Origin of the sequence: Nannocystis pusilla (assembly GCF_020073745.1) — a bacterium.
Taxonomy (GTDB): Bacteria; Myxococcota_A; Polyangia; order Nannocystales; family Nannocystaceae; genus Nannocystis; species Nannocystis radixulma.
Map to the genome: position 1 here is coordinate 19,582 of NZ_JAIRAU010000034.1, position 22,126 is coordinate 41,707.

17 protein-coding genes are annotated in these 22,126 nt (G+C 71.2%); 9 read left to right on the forward strand and 8 right to left on the reverse strand.

Going from position 1 to position 22,126, the window contains the following annotated elements:
* Positions 1 to 293: 293 nt before the first annotated feature.
* Both K7C98_RS25820 and K7C98_RS25825 read left to right on the forward strand, forming a co-directional pair.
* Entirely contained in the window at positions 294 to 1,181 is an 888-nt protein-coding gene (locus K7C98_RS25820; RefSeq protein ID WP_224194433.1) for a hypothetical protein, read from the forward strand.
* A 409-nt stretch (positions 1,182 to 1,590) separates the two neighbouring features.
* Positions 1,591 to 2,484: a hypothetical protein gene (locus tag K7C98_RS25825; RefSeq protein WP_224194434.1), complete on the forward strand. Its 894-nt coding sequence runs from the start codon at positions 1,591 to 1,593 to the stop codon at positions 2,482 to 2,484.
* Positions 2,485 to 2,521: 37 nt separating this feature from the next.
* On the opposite strand, the gene K7C98_RS25830 is transcribed toward K7C98_RS25825, so the two are convergent.
* A complete protein-coding gene (locus tag K7C98_RS25830) occupies positions 2,522 to 3,553 on the reverse strand; it encodes a synaptic vesicle VAT-1 family membrane protein (protein ID WP_224194435.1) in 1,032 nt (343 codons plus the stop codon).
* A gap of 99 nt (positions 3,554 to 3,652) precedes the next feature.
* Here K7C98_RS25830 and fumC point away from each other — a divergent pair, with 99 nt between their 5' ends.
* From fumC to K7C98_RS25845, 3 genes are read left to right on the forward strand one after another with little or no spacing between them, the layout of a single operon-like run.
* Positions 3,653 to 5,068: a class II fumarate hydratase gene (gene fumC, locus K7C98_RS25835; RefSeq protein ID WP_224194436.1), complete on the forward strand. Its 1,416-nt coding sequence runs from the start codon at positions 3,653 to 3,655 to the stop codon at positions 5,066 to 5,068.
* A gap of 7 nt (positions 5,069 to 5,075) precedes the next feature.
* Positions 5,076 to 6,191, forward strand: coding sequence for a glycosyltransferase family 2 protein (locus tag K7C98_RS25840; protein WP_224194437.1), 1,116 nt, complete (start codon positions 5,076 to 5,078; stop codon positions 6,189 to 6,191).
* A gap of 18 nt (positions 6,192 to 6,209) precedes the next feature.
* Positions 6,210 to 6,809, forward strand: a complete 600-nt coding sequence (locus K7C98_RS25845) for a class I SAM-dependent methyltransferase (RefSeq protein WP_224194438.1) — start codon at positions 6,210 to 6,212, stop codon at positions 6,807 to 6,809.
* A gap of 431 nt (positions 6,810 to 7,240) precedes the next feature.
* Here the strand turns inward: K7C98_RS25845 and K7C98_RS25850 are convergent, their stop codons facing one another.
* Positions 7,241 to 8,176, reverse strand: a complete 936-nt coding sequence (locus K7C98_RS25850) for a ketopantoate reductase family protein (protein ID WP_224194439.1) — start codon at positions 8,174 to 8,176, stop codon at positions 7,241 to 7,243.
* A gap of 113 nt (positions 8,177 to 8,289) precedes the next feature.
* Here K7C98_RS25850 and K7C98_RS43895 point away from each other — a divergent pair, with 113 nt between their 5' ends.
* The 3 genes from K7C98_RS43895 to K7C98_RS25860 all read left to right on the forward strand — a co-directional run bounded on the left by K7C98_RS43895 (position 8,290) and on the right by K7C98_RS25860 (position 12,069).
* Positions 8,290 to 8,412, forward strand: coding sequence for a hypothetical protein (locus tag K7C98_RS43895; protein ID WP_263429815.1), 123 nt, complete (start codon positions 8,290 to 8,292; stop codon positions 8,410 to 8,412).
* A gap of 258 nt (positions 8,413 to 8,670) precedes the next feature.
* A complete protein-coding gene (locus tag K7C98_RS25855; RefSeq protein ID WP_224194440.1) occupies positions 8,671 to 10,026 on the forward strand; it encodes a hypothetical protein in 1,356 nt (451 codons plus the stop codon).
* 6 nt (positions 10,027 to 10,032) lie between these two features.
* Positions 10,033 to 12,069, forward strand: a complete 2,037-nt coding sequence (locus K7C98_RS25860) for a tetratricopeptide repeat protein (protein WP_224194441.1) — start codon at positions 10,033 to 10,035, stop codon at positions 12,067 to 12,069.
* Between the two features lie 155 nt (positions 12,070 to 12,224).
* Here the strand turns inward: K7C98_RS25860 and K7C98_RS25865 are convergent, their stop codons facing one another.
* Together K7C98_RS25865 and K7C98_RS25870 are read right to left on the reverse strand one after the other, a co-directional pair.
* A complete protein-coding gene (locus K7C98_RS25865) occupies positions 12,225 to 12,860 on the reverse strand; it encodes a GIDE domain-containing protein (protein ID WP_224194442.1) in 636 nt (211 codons plus the stop codon).
* Positions 12,861 to 13,055: 195 nt separating this feature from the next.
* A complete protein-coding gene (locus K7C98_RS25870) occupies positions 13,056 to 14,492 on the reverse strand; it encodes an SBBP repeat-containing protein (RefSeq protein WP_224194443.1) in 1,437 nt (478 codons plus the stop codon).
* Between the two features lie 280 nt (positions 14,493 to 14,772).
* Here K7C98_RS25870 and K7C98_RS25875 point away from each other — a divergent pair, with 280 nt between their 5' ends.
* Entirely contained in the window at positions 14,773 to 14,949 is a 177-nt protein-coding gene (locus K7C98_RS25875) for a hypothetical protein (protein ID WP_224194444.1), read from the forward strand.
* A 120-nt stretch (positions 14,950 to 15,069) separates the two neighbouring features.
* On the opposite strand, the gene K7C98_RS25880 is transcribed toward K7C98_RS25875, so the two are convergent.
* The 4 genes from K7C98_RS25880 to K7C98_RS25895 form a co-directional block, all read right to left on the reverse strand.
* Entirely contained in the window at positions 15,070 to 16,509 is a 1,440-nt protein-coding gene (locus K7C98_RS25880; RefSeq protein ID WP_224194445.1) for an SBBP repeat-containing protein, read from the reverse strand.
* A gap of 265 nt (positions 16,510 to 16,774) precedes the next feature.
* Positions 16,775 to 20,281 carry a serine/threonine-protein kinase gene (locus tag K7C98_RS25885; RefSeq protein WP_224194446.1) on the reverse strand — a complete coding sequence of 1,169 codons (3,507 nt, stop codon included), beginning with the start codon at positions 20,279 to 20,281 and terminating at the stop codon, positions 16,775 to 16,777.
* Between the two features lie 64 nt (positions 20,282 to 20,345).
* A complete protein-coding gene (locus tag K7C98_RS25890) occupies positions 20,346 to 20,993 on the reverse strand; it encodes an RNA polymerase sigma factor (RefSeq protein WP_224194447.1) in 648 nt (215 codons plus the stop codon).
* An 11-nt stretch (positions 20,994 to 21,004) separates the two neighbouring features.
* A partial coding sequence (locus tag K7C98_RS25895) for an oligosaccharide flippase family protein (protein ID WP_224194448.1) occupies positions 21,005 to 22,126 on the reverse strand: 1,122 nt, incomplete at its 5' end.

The window sequence follows — 22,126 nt, forward strand, 5'->3', positions numbered from 1 at the left end:
CCGGCGATTCGAGCGACGGTTGCGAATACAACCGCCTCACCCGCGGAGAGACTGTCATGAGCGTCGCCCGCCGACGGCGATCCGCGATCGCTGTCCGGGTGACCGCGAGTCGACGCGACCTACGGCTCCGCCTCACCCTCGGGCGACGCTCCCGCCGGGTCGACGCTCGACCTGAACTTTCGACCAGATTCGCGCAGCTTCGCCCCGGCCAGCGAGCCCTGCCGGTCCCGCGGGCCCGCGGCCGGCTCCGGGGCGCGATTCGCCCGGCCCGGCCCCCCGTCGTATAGTGAGGTATGCCCTTCGCCTATCGCTTGCGCTCCTGCGGCCTCCTGCTCGTCCTCGCCTGCAACAAGGGCGGCGGTGCCGGCACGGACACCGACGCCACCGACGCCACCGCGACCCAGCCCCCCGTCACCACGACGACCACCACCACGAGCGGGCCGACCACCGACGACACCGCCACCACACCGACGACCACCGACGCCACCGCCACCACCGACGAGAGCGCCACCACCGGCGCGCCGGCGCAGTGCTCGATCTACACCGACGAGAGCGCGTGCGGCCAGAACGGCTGCGAGTGGGCCCAGATCCTCGGCTACACCCACGGCACCCAGGGCTGCCTCGGCAGCATCCGCGACTTCTGCGTGCCCAAGCAGGTCTCGGGCGGCCTCACCAGCGTGTGGCGCGACGACGACGGCGACATCGAGGTCCTGCAGTTCCCCCACAACCCCACCGACCTCGGTCCCGAGTGGAGCGTGTGCGACTGCGACGGTCCGCTCGCCTGTCTGTGCACCTCCCAGACGCTCGACTGCCCGGGGCGCATGGACGAGTTCTGCGGCCTCATCGGCAGCGACGCCGGCTGCACCAACGCCGCGTCGGGCGGCAACCTCGTGTGCGGGTGGTTCAACGTCTCGAAGGAGGGCCCGCCCGACCCGAGCTGCGACGACTCGCCGTCCGAGGATCGCTGCCTGCCGGGCACCAACCTCGGCGCCGACGACTGCCCCAAGCTCGCCCTCCCCTACCCCAACGTGTGCCAGGGCGAGCAGAACCCGATCTTCTGGCGCGAGGTCGACGGCGTCGTCGAGGTCATCAACGTCTGCGGCCCCGAGCCGATCGGCTGGAGCCGCTGCGTCGCCGACGACCCGAACCAGCCCGAGGACTGCAAGTGCCGCTGCCTGTGAGCGCCACGACCGGCGCGTCTCGACCTCCTCGCAAGTTCTCGGCCGCGCCGTGCCGGCCTGTCGATCGACGCGCCGGGAGATCGAAGCGCCCCGTTCGCGCCGCTCGCCGGCCGCATGTCTTTTTCGCCATGTCCTGATCGCCATCTCATCACCCGCCTCGCCGCGCGTCGCCTGGCGCCGCGCACGAGCTGCTTCTTCGGACAGCTTCGCGCGGCTTCGCCCTGGTCCGCGCACGCGGGCTCTACCGCGGCGCGCGAGCGAGGGTCGTCGCGCCCGCGCCGCCCGGCGCCCAACCTGACGCCGCTGTCACTTCGCGGGCCGCGGCCTCGATCCTCGACTCGCGCGGCGGCAGCCTCGGCGCCGCGCGGCGTACTCGCGCCGGCCGGGGGCGCTGGCGTATAGTGCCGGCATGCCCTCCCCCTATCGCCTACTCACGTGCGGCCTCCTGCTCGTCCTCGCCTGCGGCGACGACGGCAACGCCACCACTGCCAAGCCGGACACCGACTCCACCAGCACCTCGACTCCGCCCGTCACCACCACCACCACGGGCGAGCCGACCTCCACCGGCGCCACCGAGACGCCGACCTCCACCGAGGCCGCGACCTCCACGACCGAGGGCAGCACCACCGGCGAGCCGGCGCAGTGTGCGATCTACACCAACGAGCTCGAGTGCGCCCAGAACGACTGCAAGTGGGCCCAGATCCTCAGCTACACCCACGGCACCCAGGGCTGCCTCGGCGGCATCCGCGACTTCTGTGTCGCCAAGCAGACCTCCGGCGGCCTCACCAGCGTGTGGCGCGACGACGACGGCGACATCGAGGTCCTGCAGTTCACCCACAGCCCCACCGACCTCGGCCCGGAGTGGAGCGTGTGCGACTGCGACGGTCCGCTGGCGTGCCTGTGCACCGCCCAGACGCTCGACTGTCCCGAGCGCATGGACGAGTTCTGCGGCACGATCGTCAGCGAGAACAGCTGCTCCAACGCCGCGGCCGGCGGCAACTTCGTGTGCGGGTGGTTCACCGTCTCCCGCGAGGGCCCGCTCGACGGCATGTGCGACGACCCGCCGTGGCAGTCCCGCTGCCTCCCCGGCACCGATCTCTCCAAGAAGACCTGCGACCCGATCGAGCTGCCGTACGTCGACCAGGGCTACTGCCAGGGCTGGACCGACCCCGTCTTCTGGCGCGACAACGACGGCATCATCGAGGTCACCACCTCGTGCGGCCCCAAGCCGACCGGCTGGAACCCGTGCGTCGCCGACGACCCGACCCAGCCCGACGAGTGCAAGTGCGGGTGCAAGATCTAGCGCCGCGCCCCGCGGCCGCAATCGTCACACCTGTCCCTCAGGTCAGCAGCACCAATTTCCCGACGGTGCGCCCCGACTCGAGGTCGCGGTGCGCCTGGGCCACCTGGTCCATGGGATAGGTCGTCACCGGCGGCGGCCGCAGCTCGCCGGCCGCCAGCCCGTCGGCGATCGCCGCCATCCCCGCGCGCAGCAGCGGCGCGCGGTGGAACATGTACGACAGGTTGAAGCCGAGCACCCCGCGGTTCTCGTTGGTCAGCGCCAGCGGCGAGAACCACGGCGTGCGCAGGTAGGCCAGCGCCAGCTTCAGCTTGTTGGGCTTCCCACCTGTCCTCGGGAGCATGGTGTGAAAGCCATACACGATCAGGCGCCCGCCCGCCGCCAGGTGGCGGTAGCTCTGGCGCAGCGTCTCCGGGCCGTTGGCGTCGCAGGCGACGTCGACCCCGTCCCGCGCGGCCGACCTGACCGCCGGCCACAGCGCCGCGCGCGACTTGTCGATCACCACCTCGGCCCCGGCGGCCTGGGCCGCCGTCACCTTGTGCGCTCCGCCGACCACGCCGATCACCCGGCAGCCGGCGCGGCGGGCGAACTGACACAGCGCGCCGCCGACTCCGCCGGCAGCCGAGTGGACGAGCACCGACTCGCCCGCGCGCGCGTGCGCCAGCGCGTGCAGCGCGTACCAGGCCGTCAGGTACACCGCGGGGACCGCCGCCGCCTCGGCGAGGCTGAGGCCCGGCGGCACCGCGAACACCTGGTCAGCCGGCACGCACAGCGCCGTCGCGTAGCCGCCGAAGCGGGTCACCGCGATCACCTCGGCCCCGACCGCGAGGTCGGTCACGCCTTCGCCGAGCGCGTCGACGACCCCTGCGACCTCGAAGCCCGGGGTGATCGGCCAGCCGACGAACTCCTGCGCCGAGGCGTACAGGCCCATGCGGACCACGCAGTCGGCGTAGTTGACCCCGATGGCCGTGACCGCGATCCGGACCTCGCCGGGCGCCGGTCGGGGCGCCTCCGTGTCGACCAGCGTCAGCCGCTCGTGCCCGCCCGGGGCGGCGATCACTACCTTGCGCATGCGCCGACCCTCGCCTGCCGCGCGGGCGCGGTCAAGCCGTCAAGTCGTGACGACAAAGGCCCACCTCTGTGACGCCGATGGTGCTAGCTTGCCCCCCGCATGACCGCAGGCGACAAGGCCGAGAGCCGCACCGAAACCGACAGCATGGGCCCCATCCAGGTCGCCACCGACCGCTACTGGGGTGCCCAGACCGAGCGCTCGCTGCACCACTTCGACATCGGCGACGACCGCTTCTCGCGGCCGATGATCCGCGCTCTCGGGATCCTCAAGAAGGCCGCCGCGCTGGCCAACGGCGAGCTCGGCACCCTGCCGCAGGACAAGGTCGACCTGATCGTGCGCGCCGCCGACGAGGTCATCGCCGGCGACCTCGACGCTCACTTCCCGCTGCGCGTGTGGCAGACGGGCAGCGGCACGCAGACCAACATGAACGCCAACGAGGTCATCGGCAACCGCGCGATCGAGCTCGCCGGCGGCGTCATGGGCAGCAAGAAGCCGATCCACCCCAACGACGACGTCAACCGCGGCCAGTCGTCGAACGACACCTTCCCCACGGCGATGCACATCGCCGCCGCCGAGCAGATCGTGCATCACCTGCTGCCGCGGCTCGACGCCCTGCGCAACGTCCTCGCGGCCAAGAGCGCCGCCTTCGCCGACATCGTCAAGGTCGGCCGGACCCACCTGCAGGACGCCACCCCGATCACCCTCGGGCAGGAAATCTCCGGCTGGGTGCAGCAGCTCGACGACGCCCGCCGCGCCGTCGAGAGCGCCTTGCCGCGGGTCTACGAGCTCGCGCTCGGCGGCACCGCCGTCGGCACCGGCCTCAACACCCACAAGGACTACGCCGTCACCAGCGCCAGGCAGATCGCCGCGCTCACCGGCCTGCCGTTCGTGACCGCGCCCAACAAGTTCGCCGCGCTGGCCGGGCACGAGGCGCTGGTCGCCCTCCACGGCGGGCTCAAGACCCTCGCCTGCGCCCTCACCAAGATCGCCAACGACGTGCGCTGGCTCGCCTCCGGCCCGCGCTGCGGCTTCGGCGAGATCACCATCCCCGAGAACGAGCCCGGCTCCTCGATCATGCCCGGCAAGGTCAACCCGACCCAGTGCGAGGCCATGACGATGGTCTGCGCCCAGGTGCTCGGCAACGACGTCGCCGTCAACATCGGCGGCATGAGCGGCAACTTCGAGCTCAACGTCTACAAGCCGCTCATCATCCACAACACGCTGCACTCGACCCGCCTGCTCGGCGACGCCTGCCGCAACTTCCGCGAGTTCTGCGCCGAGGGCATCGAGCCGCGCCGCGACAAGCTGGCCGCCAACCTCGAGCAGAGCCTGATGAACGTCACCGCGCTCAACCCGTACATCGGCTACGACAACGCCGCGAAGATCGCCAAGAAGGCCCACAAGGACGGCACCTCGCTCAAGGAGGCCGCCGTCGCGCTCGGCCTGCTCTCGGCCGAGGAGTTCGACCGCTACGTCCGCCCCGAGGCCATGATCGCGCCCGAGGGTGGCCGCTAGGATCCCCTTGAGCAACCAGCCCTACATCTCGATCCTCATCCCGCTGTTCGACGAGCTGAGGTCGATCCCCGAGATGCACGCGCAGGTCACCGACGCCTGCGTCAAGCTCGGCCGCACCTACGAGATCCTCTGGATCGACGACGGCAGCCGCGACGGCTCCGCCCACGCGCTCGACGAGCTGGCCGCTCGCGACCCGCGTTCGCGCGTGGTCCACTTCCGCCGCAACTTCGGCAAGTCGTCGGCGCTGGCCGCCGGGTTCGAGCGGGTGCGCGGGCAGATCGTGCTGACGATGGACGCCGACCTGCAGGACGACCCGGCGATGATCGACGACTTCGTGCGCCGGATCGAGGCCGGCGCCGACCTCGTCTCGGGGTGGAAGAAGACCCGCCACGACCCGATCGACAAGACCCTGCCGTCGCGGCTGTTCAACGCCGTCGTCAGCCGCCTCTCGGGCGTGCGGCTGCACGACTTCAACTGCGGCTTCAAGGCCTACCGCGCCGACTGCGTGCGCGAGCTGTCGGTCTACGGCGGCTTCCACCGCTTCCTGCCCGTCCTCGCCCACCACCGCGGCTATCGCGTCGAGGAGCTGATCGTCAACCATCGCGCGCGCAAGCACGGCAAGAGCAAGTACGGCGTCAAGCGGATGTTCGACGGCTTCATGGACCTGCTCACGGTCCTGCTCGTCACCCGCTACCGCACCCGCCCGCTGCACTTCTTCGGCATCCCCGGGATGATCCTCGGCGGCCTCGGCGTGCTGACCCTGACCTACCTCAGCTTCCTGTGGCTGTTCGGCTACGCGATCGGCGAGCGCCCGCTGCTCACGCTCGGCGTGCTGCTCACCATCGTCGCCATGCAGTTCGTCGGCGTCGGCCTGCTCGGCGAGCTGCTGGTGCGCACCACCATCCGCTCGCAGGAGGTGTTCTCGATCCGCGAGGAGCGCGAGGCCCCCGCGGCCACGCGCGCCGCGATCTACGCCCAGCCGAGCCCCGTGCTCCCGCCCTCCGCCCCGCCGATGAGCGGCCGCCAGCTGCCGGTGTCCCTCGCCGAGGGCGACCAGGTCAGCGAGGAGGCGCGCACCGTCACGCGGGCGCAGAACCAGAACCAGCCGGCGCGCCGCCCCTGACGAACCTCCGGGACCCGCATGACCAGCGGCAACAAGCAGAAGCACGAGAGCAAGAACCCGATCCAGCGCGCCCTCATCGCCCGCTTCAAGCGCGAGGCCGCCGCGCTGGTCCGCCGGGCCGCCCCGCGCACGATCCTCGACCTCGGCTGCGGCGAGGGCTTCATGATCGAGGCCCTGCTGCAGGCCGGCATCGCCGCCGAGTTCACCGGCATCGATCTGTCCCAAAGTGCGATCGCCGACGCGCGCGCCCGCCTCGGCGACCGCGCCCGCCTCGACGTCATCGACGCCCGCCAGCTGGTCGACGACGGCCGCAGCTTCGACATGGTCATGATGCTCGAGGTGCTCGAGCACATCCCCGACCCCGCGCAGATGCTGCCCATCCTGCGCCGCCTGGCCCGCCGGCACGTCCTGCTCAGCGTCCCGCGCGAGCCGTTCTTCTGCGCCCTCAACTTCATGCGCGGCAAGAACCTCACGCGCCTCGGCAACGACCCCGAGCACGTCAACCACTGGGGCCGCGCCGGCTTCCACCGCTTCCTCGCCCGCGACTTCGAGGTCCTCGCGGCGCCCGGCGTGTTCCCGTGGACGATGGTGCTCGCACGGCCGCGCCAAACCGCGTAGCAGCGAGACCGCGGCCCGGCGGCTCGGGATCGTGCTTCGCGAATTGCCGACTGCGCCTCGCGGGGGTCCGGGGAAGGGTCGGCGGCGAGTTCAGCGTCTGGATGGACGCTCGTTCCTCGCGCCCATCCTGCCTCGTATTCGCCGCCGACCCTTCCCCGGACCCCTGGCACGGCTGCAGCCGTGAGAGGCCGCCACGCCGTCGTCGGCTTCGATGTTCGGATGTCCCATCGAGCAGGTCGTCTGCGCCTGTTCGACGGCCAGGGCTGGCCGCCGAACAGACGCTTTCTCGCGTCAATTACGGCGTGTCATCCCCGCGCGGCAGACACTTACAGCGACCTCCGCCTGCACGAGCATCGTCAGCCCGCACGCCCGAGAGCTTCCCGCGCCGCGACGTGCCCCGCCACCATCGCGTCCGTCGACGCGTCGTGATGTCAGCCCGCACGCCCGAGAGCTTCGCGCGCCGCCACCAGCCGCGCCACCGTCGCGTGCGTCGGCGCCGTCAGCCCGTGCCGTTCTGCCAGCTTCGCCACCGCCGCGTTCAAGAACGCGATCTCGGTCGCCGCCCCGCGACGCAGGTCCTGCAGCATCGCGTTGTGGTTCGCCCGCGTCTTCTCGGTCGAGGTGAACACCCGCTCGAGATCCGCGTCGGCCAGCGCCACCCCCTCGGCCACCGCGACCGCGCGCGCCTCGACCAGCAGCGACTGCGCCAGCGCGCGCAGCTCGGGCACGTCGAGGATGGCCCCGTTCGCCGCGTCGAGCAGCGCGCACGGTCCGCTGACCGCCAGGTTCCACAGCGACTTGCGCCACTCGCAGGCCGCGATCGACGTCGCGCAGGCCACCGGGTAGCCGCCCGCCGCCAGCAGACCTTGCAGTTCGGACATGTGCGAACGAGCAGGTTCGGCGTCGGCCGCCAGCTCGAGCTGGAACACCCCGGCGACGCGCACCGTCGTCGGCCCGACCAGCCCCGCTCCCAACCAGCACGCCACTCGCACCCGCGCCGTCGCCGGCGCCAGCTCGGCCGCCAGCGCCGCCACCCCGAGCCCGTTCTGACACAGCCCCAGCACCTGCCCCTGCGTCATCCGGGGCGCCAGCGTGCGCAGCGTCTCCGCCAGCTGCGTCGCCTTCACCGCGACCAGCACGATCGCCTCCGGCGGAAGCGTCCACGCCGCCTCGGCCGCGACCACCGGCACCCGCGCGCGCCGCTGCTCCGCCCCCGTCACCTCGAAGCCGTCCTCGGCCAGCGCGCGGGTCCGCGACCCGCGAGCCACCAGCGTCACCGCGGTCACGTCGGCCAGCCGCGCCGCGAGGTGCAGGCCGACCGCGCCGGCGCCGACGATCCAGATCGGTCGAGGGTTGCTCGTGAGCATCGCGTCCACGCGTTTAGCACATGACGCGACGTCGGGTGAACCGGCGAAAAACCTTCGCGCGCCCGCGAGGCCGCGCCGATTCAACCTCATCAGCGTCCAGAGGTACCGCGCTCATGTCGCTGCTCGCGTTCTCCACCTTCTCGATCCTCTCCATCGTCGCGCTCTACAACGGCCTCCTGCTGGCGGTCCTCGCCGTCTACCTGTGGAAGTGGCGCGGCCGCCCGTGGCACCGCTGAAGCGATCGACTCGCCACCATCCGTTCGTCGGCGAGACGACGAGCCGCGGGTACAGTCGCCCCGAAGTCCTTCAGCGGTTCGATCGACGGCCGCGTCGCGAACACCACGCTCGGCTGCAACTCGTACTGACGCTCGTTCGCACGCCGAACGCGCAAGCTGCGCTCCCCAGTGGGCATCCGTGAAGCAATGGTCCGCTTCCCCTCCCGCGGAGCAGGCGTTCGCGCCACCAGGCGAGTTCTGGCATGCTGCCCGGCAGTCATGCCGTCCGACGCCGACAACTTCCTAGTCGACGAGATCCCGATCCCCGCGAAGAGTCGCCGTGACATGAAAGCCGCCTGTGACCTCCAGTTCGAGCTGAAGGGCAAGGATCTGGAGCGCCTCCGCGTCGACCTCGCCGACGTACGCGGTGGGCGAGTGCTCGACCAGATCGAGGGCGACATCCGTGACGCGCGGAGGGCGGCCTACCGGACGGTGCTGTTCAGCGGCCACGTCGGCAGCGGCAAGACCACCGAGCTCCGCTGGCTCACGCATGAGCTGGAGAAGGAGAAGGAGGGCCGCTGCTTCCATGTGCTGTGGGTCGACGCCCTCGAATATCTCGACATCAACTCGGTGCAGCTCCCCGAGTTCCTGGTCGCCGTCTTCAACGCCATCGCCGAGGATCCGCTGCTACGACCGCTCCTCGGCCCGTCGAAGACCGCGAAGAAGCTGTGGGCCAGCGTCCGCGGCTGGCTAAAGTCCATCGACGTCGACCTCGATCTCGAGATCCCCGTGGGGGTGGCGAAGCTCAAGGCCAAGGTCAAGACCGAGTTCGGCCTCCAGAAGCGAATGCGCGAGACCCTGCGCGAGCGCGTGACCGAGCTGATGACCGACCTCTCCGACCTGCTCATCGATCTCCGCGCCGGGCTCGCCAGGGGCGGCATCGACGACCTCGTCATCGTCGCCGACAACCTCGAGAAGATCGTCTTCGCCGAGCTGGATCATCAGAGCGCGAAGAACACCCACGACCTCTTCTTCATCGAGCAGCTCCCGACCGTGCAGCGGCTCGGCGCGCACATCATCCTCACCGTGCCGGTGTCGCTCCACTTCGCCCATGCCCGCCTGCGCCAGGTGTTCCTGAACCCGACGGTGAAGGTCCTGCCGATGGTGCCCGTACACCAGGCACGCGTGCCGACGAAACCCCACGAGCGCGGCATCACGGTGCTGAAGTCGCTCCTGTCCAAACGGGTCGACACCGCGATCCTCTTCGCGGACGACGCCGCGTTCGCCCGGGCCATCGAGCTCTCCGGGGGCGTCATCCGCGACCTCTTCCGCATCGTGCTCGAGTCCCTCTCGCTCAAGCCCGCGATGGGGCTCACCGTCGCGGACATCGAGGCCGGCGTGCGGGACATCGTCAGCAGCTACGAGCGCATGCTGCAAGGCAAGCCCTACCTCCCGGGACTGCACGAGATCGCGGCCTGCAGCTGCTTCCCGGTCGGCTTCGACGAGGCCGCCCGCAACGCCCTGCTCCACAGCATGGTGGTGCTCGAGTACAACGGCGAGACCTGGTACGACGTGCACCCGCTCGCGCGGAGGACCCGCGCCTACCGGAGCGCCGCACCTGCCGCGACCTCGTGAGGCCCGATGCTCGACATCGACCAGAACGGGCGGCTCGAGGCGCTGCGACTGGTCCTCCAGGACGCGGTCCGCTTCACGCTGATCTTCATCGAAGTGCCGATGGGACCCGCCCGGGACGAGCTGCTCGCGCGCCTGGCGGCGTGGTCCGGTCACGACGAGGTGCCCCCGCTGCGATTCGTCACGCTCGGCCCCTCGCAGCGCCCCTGGGACGCGCTGCAAGCCCTGGCCCTCCCACCCGATGAGCGGGTGGGCGTGGTCCTCACGGGCCTGGAGCAGTACAGCATCGGCGCGACGCTCGCTCCCGCCGTGCATTCGCTGAACCTCGCCCGCGACCTGCTCTCTCGCACGGTGCCGGGGCCCCTCGTGATCGTGGCGGACGCGGACGTGCTCCGCGCGATCTCGGAGCAGATGCCGGACCTCTACTCGTGGCGCAGCTTCGAGACGCACGTCGAGAGCGCCGAAGATCAGGCCCCCACGTCCGGAGGTGACCTCGCCGCCGAAGGGCCGCCGCCCGAGACGGCCCTGGAGGAGCTCGAGCGCCTGCGGGGCCTGGTCGCCGCGCTGCCGAACGACGCCGAGAACGCTACGGCGCTGCGCCTGCGGTTCGCACATGCCGCGTTCAATGCCTTCGACACCGACGAAGCCGCGTCGATCCTGACGGCGCTGGGCGAGCCGTCGTCGGAGCCAGACCCGGCGCTCGCGGCACGGTGGTTCGAGCTCTCTGGCGGCATCGCCCTGCGACGCTCCGACCACGACGCCGCCCGCGTCCGCTTCGAGCAAGCCCTCCCTCTCTATCACGAGATCGGAGAGCACCTCGGCGAGGCCAACTGCATCCTGGGTCTGGGAGGCATCGCCCTCCGGCGCTCCGACCACGACACAGCACGCCTCCGCTACGAACAGGCCCTCCCTCTCTTTCGCCAGGTCGGCGACCAACTCGGCGAGGCCAACTGTGTCAAGAGCCTGGGAGACATCGCCCTCCGACGCTCCGACCACGACACTGCCCGCCTCCGCTACGAACAGGCTCTCTCCCTCTTTCGCAAGGTCGGCGACCAACTCGGCGAGGCCAGCTGCATCCGACGCCTGGGGGACATCGCCCTCGGGCGCTCCGACCACGACACCGCCCGCCTTCGTTACGAGCAGGCCCTGCCTCTCTACCGCAAGGTCGGCTCTCTCTTCGGCGAGGCCAACTGCATCCTGAGCCTGGGAGCCGTCGCCCTGCGGCGCTCCGACCACGACACCGCTCGCCTCCACTTCGAGCAGGCCCTCCCCCTCTTTCGCAAGGTCAATGACCAGCTCGGTGAGACGAACTGCATCAAAAGCCTTGGAGACATCGCCCTCGCGCGCTCCGATCACGACACCGCCCGCCTCCGCTACGAGCAGGCCCTCCCCCTCTATCACAAGGTCGGCTCCCTCCTCGGCGAGGCCAGCTGCATCAAGGGCCTGGGCGACGTCGCCCTGCAGCGCTCCGACCACGACACCGCCCGCCTCCGCTACGAGCAGGCCCTCCCTCTCTACCGCAAGGACGGCTCCCTCCTCGGCGAGGCCAACTGCACTCAATGCCTGGGAAACATCGCCCTGGAGCGCTCCGACCACGACGCCGCTCGCCTCCGCTTCGAGCAGGCCCTCCCTCTCTACCGCAAGGTCGGCTCCCTCGTGGGCGAGGCCAACTGCATCCTGAGCCTGGGAGACATCGCCCTGGAGGGCTCCGACCACGACACCGCCCGCCTCCGCATCGAGCAGGCCCTCCCTCTCTATCGTAAGGTCGGCTCCCTCCTCGGCGAGGCCAACTGTATCAGGAGCCTGGGAGACATCGCCCGGGAGCGCTCCGACCACGACACCGCCCGCCTCCGCTACGAGCAGGCCCTCAGCCAGTATCAACGCATCCCCGAGCCCTACTCCATCGGCTACACCCATCATCGGCTCGCCGCGCTCGCAACCACTCCCGACGAGCGAGACCGCCACCTCCGCCTCGCGCGCGAGGCCTGGACCGCCATCGGCCGCGACGACCTCGTCGCTCGATTCTTGACCCCGTCCGGAGACTGACGCCCGGCGCGGCGCAGTCGAGGCCTGTGATGCCTTCCCGCCTGTGCCGCGGAACGCGGACGATGCAGGGAATCGTGAAGCGCGACGGCCGTGTGCGACGCGCCGCCCTTCGCCGCGCACGCGACACGATCAAACACGAAGCGCCGGCGACTCGCTCACCTGGTCACCGCGCGCGGGTCGTCGCTCAGCAGCAGCGGCCCGTCTTCGGGCGCGTCGAGCACCAGCACCCGCTGGCCGTGGCGGATCTCCGCGCGCACCAGGCCCATCGCCGTCACTTCCTCGCCCGGCTCGATCGCCCCTTCCTCGTAGCGGATCGCCAGATTGAGCCCGATGAAGTTCGTGCTCTGCAGCCCGTGGCGGCGCAGGAACGCCTCCTCGATCTCGCTGGCGTCGTCGAACGTGCCCGAGCGGGTGTGCAGGTCGCGGACCACTGCCACGCGCACCAGGCCCATGCTCACCTCGATCCGCGCCGTTCCGTCGTCGATCGCGAACTCGACGTGACGCTCCTCGCGGGCGACCTCTCGCCAGTGGTTGCGCCCCGTCTGCTGGTCGACCGTCGCCAGGTAGTGCACGCACGCGCGGCCGGACAGCGGCGCCTCGAGCACGCGTTCACCGGCGATCACCCGCCCGCGCACGCGCACCACCTCGCCGTCGCGGAGCCCGCGGATCGGCGTCACCGCCCGCTTCTTCAGCGCCCGCCGCGTGCGCGCGTCGGTCGAGAACACGTAGGACAGCCCCAGCCCGGCGAAGACGGCGGCGGCGGCGGCGAAGGCGACGATCGGGGCAGGCATGGCGGCGGGCATCGTACCACGATCGCCGGCCCCCGGCGCCCGCGCGTCCGCGCCCACGCTCCCCCGGCGCGGCCCATCGGCCGCGGCGAGGCCCGCGGTGTCGCCGGCACGATCGGCGTCGGGCTGCGTGAATCGACATGACCATCAGGGCATGTTCACGAAGACATGCCCTGATCGACATGCTCGAAAGGACTGCTAGACCCAGTACAGGCGGACCAGCGTGATGAGCGCGTCGTAGCTGCCGCTCAGCACCGTGTCGAACGCCCCGGTCGTGGCGACGTTGGCGCTGGACGCCGTGCCGCCGACCACCACCGCCACCCCCGACGAACTGGACGCGACGCCGTACGCGCCGTCCCACGCCGTGCCGCCGTTGTAGCTGGCGTACAGCAGCGAGCCCGCGGCGTTGAAGGACGCGAACAGGCCCTCGCTGCCGCCGACCGTCGAGTCCCACGCGCCGCTGGTCGCGAGCCCCGCGCCGGCGCTCGTGCCGGCCAGGTAGATCGTCCCTGCAGACGAGACATCGACGCTGTAGAGCGACTCGTACCCGCTGGAGCCGAAGAACGTCCCCCACTGCCGGACGCCCGAGGCGTTGAACTTGGCGATGAACCCGTCCCCGCCGCCGTTGTGCGTGATGTCGTGCGTGCCGCTCGTGGCGATGAAATTCGTGGACTCCGTCACGCCCGCGACCACCAGGTTGTCGGACGGAGCCAGGGCGACATCGAAGATCTGGTCGTAGTCCGACCCCCCGTAGTAGGTGGCCCACTGCCGCGCGCCGTCGGCGTCGAACTTCACCACGAAGCCGTCGGTGGCGCCGCCGTTGTAGCTGTTGTCGTGGCCGCCGCTGGCGATCCCGTTCGTCGCGGACGTGAAGCCGCCGACCAGGACGTTGCCGGCGCTGTCGACCGCGCAACCGGTGGCGAAGGTCTGACCGTCGGTGCCGCCGTAGTACGTCGCCCACTCGAGATCGCCGTCGCCGGAGAACTTGGCGACGAACGCGTCCGTCGTGCCCCGCCGCGTGGTCTGGTGCGCGCCCGCGGTGGCGATCTGCGACGTCGAGGTGGTCGCGCCGACGATGTACACGGAGCCGTCGCCGCCGACGCACACGGACTGGTCGGGGTTCGCGCTCTCCTCGTTACCGGGCCCGCCGAAGTACGTGCCCCACACCCGGTCGCCCGTATCGTCGAACTTGACCAGCATGACGTCGACGGTGCCCGACAGCGACGTCTGATGCGCGCCGGTCGTGGCGATCCCGCTCGACGACTTCGTCGAGCCCACCGCGTAGATCTCGTCGTCGCCGTTGACGACCACCTTCCGGAAGTAGTCGTCACCGGCCCCCCCGTAGTACGTGCTCCAGATCCGGCCGGACGTCTGGTCCCATAGCGAGACGAACCCGTCGATCGCCCCGTTGAAGCTCGTGTCGAACACTCCGCTCGTCGTCATCCCGGCGGTGGACGTCGTATAGCCGGCCACGACCATGTAGTTCCACGAATCGAACGCGACGTCCTCGGCGCTCTCGGTGCCCGTCCCGCCGTAGTACGTGCCCCACTCGCGATCCGGCAGCGCGCTCGCGTGCCCGACCACCCCGACCATCGCCACCGCCACGCTGCCGAACATCCAAAATACTCTCGTCATCATACCGGCTCTCCCCATTCCCTCATGATTCAAGCGCTGTCACGGCGTCCGTCACCGCGGACGCCCGGCTCAGCCTATCACTGCGCTTTCGGTGACCCGGACCGACGAGCAGTGACGTTTCTCCGCGCTGAGCCGCCCGGCGATTTCACGGGCTCCTGCCCGGATGGGTGTCTACAAACCCCCGCTCGGCGGCAACGATGCACCTGTCACCGGGGCCCGCCGGAGCGGTAGCCGCTTGTTCGCTCCGACGCCGAAAGCACGCGTCGAAGAGCGCGCGCTCATGACATATCCGGCGGTGCGGATCCGTCGCGTCGAGATCACGCCGACGATCCGCGCCACGAGGCGTGCGAATGAACCTGTCCTTCAGGTCATGTCCTGGCCAGCCCCCGTCGACGCCGACCCGCGCAAGGTCGAGCACGTCGACGCCATCGAGCTCGTCGCGGCAAGCTCACGCTGAACACCCGCGGCGAGGCCGGCGGCGCGAGGCCGTCGACGTCGACCTGTGCGAATTAACATGTCGTGAAGGTGATGTCGTAAATGACATGACCTTCACGACATGCTCGCCAGGTCCGGCCCGTCACACGAAGAACAGCCGGACCAGCGTGATGAACGCGTCGGTCGGCCCGGACAGCGCCGTGTCGAACGCCCCGGTCGTGGCGATATCGACGGTCGAGGCGGTCTGGCCGACCATCGCCGCGACCCCCGACGAATTGAACGCGACGCCGAACAGTCCTTCGCCCCCGTTGCCGCCGTTGTAGCTCGAGTACACCAGCGCGCCCGTGGCGCTGAAGGTCGCGAACAGGCCTTCCCAGCCGAGCACCGTCGCGTCCCACGCGTCGGTCGTCGCCAGCCCGGGGAACGAGGTTTGACCGGCGATATAGATCACCCCGGACGGCGAGACATCGACATCGTGGAAGTAGTCGTCCGTGGCGGTCCCGAGGAACGTGCCCCACTGGCGGACGCCCGCCGAGTTGAGCTTGGCGACGAACCCGTCCTTGCCGCCGTTGTGCGTCCAGTCATGCGTCCCGCCCGTGGCGATGAAGTTCGTCGACTCCGAGTGGCCCGCGATCACCAGGTTGTCGGACGGAGCCAGGCTCACGGCCGCGATCGTGTCGGCCTCCGACCCGCCGTAGTAGGTCGCCCACTGGCGCACGCCGGAGGCGTTGAACTTCACCACGAAGCCGTCGGACGCGCCGCCGTTGAAGGTGTTGTCGTGGCCGCCGGAGGCGATCCCGTTCGTCGCGGCCGTCTCCCCGCCGACCAGGACGTTGCCGGCGCTGTCGACCGCGCACCCGGTGGCGATGGTGTGGCCGTCGGTGCCGCCGTAGTAGGTCGCCCAGCTGCGAACGCCCGCGCTCGAGAACTTGGCGATGAAGGCGTCGGTCGTCCCGCTCTTCGACGGCTGGTGCGATCCCGGCGTGGCGATCTGCGACGTCGAGGTGGTCGAACCGACGAGGTATACCGAGCCGTCGCCGCCGACGCACACCGCCGGGTCGTTGCCCGATCCGGCGACCTCCACGCCGGGTCCGCCGTAGTACGTCGCCCACAGCGGATCGCCCGCGTCGTCGAACTTGACCAGCATGACGTCGTTGGTGCCCGACAGCGACGTCTGATGCGCGCCGCTCGTGGCGATCCCGCTCGTCGACTTCGTGGAGCCCACCGCGTAGATCTCGTTGTCGTCGTTGACCACCGCGTCGAGGAAGTAATCCTCGGCGGAACCGCCGTAGTACGTGCTCCACACCCGACTGCCCGCCTGGTCCCACTGCGAGATGAACGCGTCGACGGCCCCGCCGAAGGTCGTGTCGAACGCCCCGCTCGTCGCCATCCCCGCGCTCGACGACGTCGAGCCGACCACGATCAGATAGCCGAAATTGTCGAAGACCACACCCGGGGCCGACTCGCCGCTGCTCCCGCCGTAGTACGTGCCCCACTCGCGGTCCGGCAACGCGCTCGCGTCCCCGACCACCCCGAGCATCGCCACCGCCACACTCCCGAACATCCAAGAGACTCTCGTCATCAACCTGTCCTCCCCGTGCACCCACGATTCAAGCGCTGTCACGTCGCCCCGTCACCGCGGATGCCCGGCCCAACCTATCACCGGGCCCTCTCACGCGTCCAGGCGGCCCTGACGGCCATGCACGGGCTCGCGGGCCGGCTGCGCAGTCTAGTGCCCAGATTCCTCCGGTACGACCCATCAATCACCATGGTCTCCCGGAGGGAGGACACCTCATTCGCTCCGACGGCAAGAATACGCGCTCGCGGCACGCGAACAAACATGTCCTTCAGGGCATGTCTTTGTCGCCAGCCGCCGCGCGCAGCCACGCGTGCAGCGGCGCGCCCGCGGCCGGCAGCCGGTCGGTGAACTGCAGCACCTCGCCGGTGCCCGCCAGCAGCACCAGCCCGCCCTCGACCGCGGCGAGCTGCGGCCGCACGCGCCCGCCCGTGGCCGGGCGCATCGGCGCGTGGACACCGGTGGCGAGGTCGACGATCACGACCGCGCTGTCCCCCCCGACCACCGCCAGGGTCTCCTCGTCGAGGAACTCGAGGTCCTCGCCGCGCAGGCCGGCGACCTGCACCGGCGCGTCGGGGCGGGCCAGCGACCACGCCTGCAGCAGGTCGCCGTCGAGCACCGCCAGCGCCTGTCCCGTCGGGCTCCAGCGCAGCGGCGTGAACACCGACTCCTCCTTGCTGGTGCCCGCGCCGGCGAGCGGAGTCGTGGTGCCGCGCGCGACATCGACGATCTCGACCGTCGGCTGCCCGTGCCGGAACAACGCCAGCCTCGTCCCCGTCGGCGCGAACGCCAGCGCCGCGCGCTCGCCCGCCTGCTCGCCGGCCGCGGACCCGCTCACCAGCTGCTTCGCCGCACCGGCGCGATCGATCACCGTCACGCCGCCGTCCCCATCGAGCGCCGCGAGCACGCTGCCGTCGTCGGCGTAGCGCAGCTGGTGCAGGTGCTCGCGCACCGGCAGCACGCGCGACGCCTCGGCGCCGTCGATCCACTCGTGCAGCTCCCCGTCGGCGTACCCGACCGCGAACCGGTCGGGTCCCAGCCCCACCGCGGGCACCGAGTGATGACGCAGTTCGAAAATGTCCGCTCGACCATGTCCCCAGAGGCACACGTCCTTGCCGACATCGACGACGAGCACCCGTCCGTCGTCGCCGATCGCCGAGAGCTGCCGGTGATCGTTCCATGGGCCGCACGCGGCCGGCAGCGCCTCCTTCGCGCCCGAACGCAGGTCGAGCCGGAGAATCCGGCCCCCGTCTCGCACCACCGCCCAGCCCCCAGCAGACGCCAGTCTTCCCTCCGAGTGCGGCTCGGCCGGCGCCGGCCAGCGCGACTGCCACACCGCGTCCGTCGCCTTCATGCGCCGGTACCCGCCGGGCCCGTGGACCAGCAGCTCGTCGTCGCCGAGCACCACGTTGTCGACCAGCGACCGCTCCTGCAAATGGATCCGCGTCCCGCTGGCGACGTCGATCACCTCAGTGGCGAGGCCGAAGCCCCACGAAACCACCCGGCCGTCCGGGCTGGCGTACACCATGCTCACGAAATCGTCGGACCTGTCCGTTCGGACATCTCGCGTCCACAGCCGGCGCCGCGCCAGATCCTCGGCCCACGCGATCGTCCCCCCGGCGCGGTGAGCGATGAACACCAGAGCGTCGCGCGCCGCGACCACCTGGCTCGCCTCGACCACGCGCGCCTCGCCGTCGGTCCACGCGAACACGCGCTCGCACGCCGGCGACTCGTCCTCCGGCCGGCAGGCCTCGCTGCGGCACGAGGCCACGAACCCGCGGCCGTCCGGCGTCCAGCTGGGGTTGATGGCGTACCTGCACGCCAACGGCTCCACGTCGACCGTCCCCGCCTCGCGGTCCCACACCACCAGAGTCCGCCCGTCGCGCAGCCCTGCGAGCCGCGAGCCGTCGGTCGTGCCGATGAGCGACACCCCGGCCACCGCCTTCGGCGCGTCCGCGTCCGGCAGCGCGCGCTGCTCCCCGGTGTGCAGGTCGAGCTCGAGCGCCGGCTGGCCCAGCACCGACCACGCCCACAATACGCCCCCATCGGGGCGCAGGCGCCAGACATAGAAGCTCGCCGGCTTGGCCGTCTTCACCGTGAAGCGCCGCGGCTCGGCCGCGTCCGGCGCATACACCGAGACCTCGGCCGACTCGCGCGTCAATTGCCGGACCTGCGCCCACGTCCGCCCGTCGAGCGTCGCCGCCAGCAGCGTCCCCTCGCCGAGCTTCTCCCCCTCCTGCGCCCCGGGCCGCCAGCGCCACGTCTCCTGCCACGTGCGCCCGATCCATGTCCCATCGGCCAGGCGGATGCCGCCGATCAACGACTCGTGCGGGCCCTGCATCACCGGCCCCGTCGTCCCGGGTCCCGCGACCGCCAGCGCCAGCGCCCGCACCGCCCCGTCGCGCGCCGGATCGGGCTGCAGCTGCGCCAGCAACGGTACCACTTCCGAGGGCTGGGCCTCGACCGCCAGGCGGGCCTGCGCCAGCAACAGCTCGTCGGCCCGGCGATCCGCAGTCACGCGCGCCGCCTCGGCCTCGCTCGCCCGCAGCTCCGCGACACCCTGCGCCATCTCGGCGGCCGCGCGCTGCTCCTCGGCGACGTCACGCGCCTCGCGGACCCGCGCGAACGCCACCACCCCGAGCGCCGCGAGGGCAGCCACCGACGCCGCCGCCACCGTGGCCGCCGCCCGGTGCCGCCGCAGCCACAGGCGCCCGACCTCCGCCGCCGAGTACGCGTGCGCCCCGACCAGCTGCCCGGCCTGGAACCGCCGCAGATCGTCGACCAGCGCCTCGGCCCCGGCGTACCGCTTACCTGTCTCCGAGGACATGGCCTTTTCGACAATTGCGATCAGCGCCGGCGGAGCCGCGGGCGCCAGCTCGGCGAGCGGGCGCGGGCGACCCGCGAGCACGTCGTGGACCAGCTGCGCCGAGCGGCGGTCGTGGAACGGCGCCACCCCGGCGATCACGTGGTAGAGCACCGCCCCCAGCGCGTAGACATCGCTGCGCGCGTCGACCCCGTCGCCGCGCGCCTGTTCGGGCGGCATGTAGCGCAGCGTGCCGAGCAGCGAGCCCGCCGCCGTGAGGTCGGAGATCACGCCGTCGCCGCTGTCCGGGTCCGCCGGTAAATCTGTCCCTTGAGACATGTCCTTGGCCAGCCCCCAGTCGATCACCACCGCCTCGCCGAGCGCTCCGACCAGGATGTTGGCCGGCTTGAGGTCGCGGTGGATCACCCCATCGCGGTGCGCGTAGGCGATCGCCTCCGCCGCCGCGATCACGTGCGGCACCAGCTCGAGGCGCCCCCGCAGGTCCGACGCCTCGGCGATCCGCTGCTCGAGCGACGCCCCCTCGACCAGCTTCATGCACAGGAACGGCCGCCCCTGCTCGTCGCGTCCGAGGTCGTACAGCGGCACGATGCCGGGGTGCTGCAGCCGCGCCGTGATCGCCGCCTCGCGCACGAACCGCTGGACCGCGCGCTCGTCGAAGCGGAGCAGCTGCTTCACCGCCACCGTGCGCCCGAGCTTGCGGTCCTCCGCGCGGCGCACCGCACCCAGCCCGCCGCGGGCGAACACCGCCCCGAAGCGGTAGCGCTCGGCCACCGGCGTCGGCTCGCGCCCGACCTCCCAGTCGCCCTGCGGGCCGAGCCACGACACGTGCGTGGGCGACGGGCCGGCCTCGGTGGCCTCCTCGCCGAGGCGCGACAGGCCGGCGAGCAGGCGGGCCTGCGCGCGCGCCAGGATCTGGGGGTCGGGCGAGGACTGGGGCGGGAGCTCGGGCTTCATCGCCGGTCGAGTGCTGGTTGCGGCGAGTTTGATCGGTGAAAAAGTTCGCGCGGTTTCGCCCGTCTCAACGTCGACCGCGCAGCCAGCCGTCGATCTTGTCGCCGATGCTGCGCATCGCGCTGTCGAGGTCTCGCACCGAGCTGTCCCGAAGTTCAGGTCGAGCCAGCAGCCGCTCGGTCGCCTCGCGCAGGCGCTGGCGGGCGCGCGCGATCCGCCCCGCCATCGTCCCCTCGGGCACCGCGAACAGCTCGGCCAGCTCGCGCGCCGTCAGCTGCTCGTACTCCTTCAGCTCGAGCACGATCTGGTCGTCGAGGCTGAGCCCGCGCAGCGCCTGCGACACCACGTGCTCGATCTGCCGCTCGCCGAGCAGCGACGACAGCGACCCCTCCGTCTCCGGATCGACCACGCTGTCCTCGGCCGGGTCGAACGTCGGCCCGCGGCGCGACCGCGCGCGGATGTGCTCGAGCAGCTTGATGCGGGCGATGCCGAACAAGAACCCCTTGAACGACGCCTCGCCGCGGAACGCCTCGCGCCGCCGGCACACCACCTCGAATGTCCCCTGGGTCAGGTCCTCACACGCGTCGCCGCTGACCTTGCAGAAGAAGAAGCGGTACACGCTCGCGTAGTGGCGGGCCACCAGCGCCCGGCCGGCCGCGACGTCGCCCGCCTGCCAGGCGCGGAGGAGCGAGAGGTCGTCGCCTGGCTGCGCCACCGCTCCACCTCTTACTCGATCGCCGCCGGCTCGTCACGCGGCGGCGGCTTCAGGCCCGCCGACACCGACCGCGGCGTGATCCCCTCGGCCAGCACCAGCGCCGCCAGGTACGTCCCCATCGACGCCGCCGCGGTCACCAGCGCGCGCGCCAGCGGCATTTCCTCGAGGCCGCCCGCGAGCGCCCGCACGCCCGCCCCCGCGGCGATCGCCAGACCTGTCCACAAGACCAGGCGGATCAGCGAACCGACGTACCGGCCGACATCGATCTCGAGGTGGCGCAGCGCGAAGCGCAGCAGCACCGCGAACGCCAGCGGGTAGCCGAGCACCCACGCCCACGCCACCGAGGCGTAGCCGAGCCAGTCGCCGAACAGCATCGCCGCGACCGCGAACCACAGCGGCATCGTCACCGCCGCCACCGCCATGTACGTCAGCGTCAGGCTCGGCCGCCCGATCCCGTCGAGCAGCGGAGGCACCACCGCGCTGAGCGCCCGCAGGAGCGCCGCGATCGCCAGCACGCGCACCGCCACCGCCGCGCCGACCCACCGCTCGTCGAGCAACAGCAGCAGGTCGGGCGCCGCCGGCACCACGATCACGAGGAAGCCCGACACGACGATGAAGCTGAGCCGCGACAGCTTCAAAAATTGCTCGGCGAGCGCGGCGGGGCGGTCGCGGGCGCGCGAGAACGCGGGGAAGGCCACCGACACCACCACCGTGCTGATGATCCGCGCCGGGTCGAGCGCGAGGTCGGCGGCCGCCTTGTACAGGCCGAGGGCCGCGCGGCCGAAGAAGTGGCCGACGACGTAGAAGTCGAGGCCGGTGTAGACGAAGAAGAGGATCCGGCTGAGCGACGTCTTGAGCCCGAACAGCACCGCCTCGCGGGTGGCCGCCCAGTCGAACAGCAGCTTCGGCAGCCACGGCTGGAAGTACTGCACCCCCGCGGTCGTCACCAGCGTGCGACCGAGCGCCCCGGCGATGAAGCACCAGATCCCCACCAGCGGCGCCGCGACCAGCAGCGCCACGTTCTCGGCCACGCTGGCGAGGAAGCGGATCAGCGAGAACTCGCGGAAGCGCAGCTCGCGGATCATCAGCGCCCCCGGCACCATGTACAGGTTCTGCAGCAGCAGCTTGAAGCA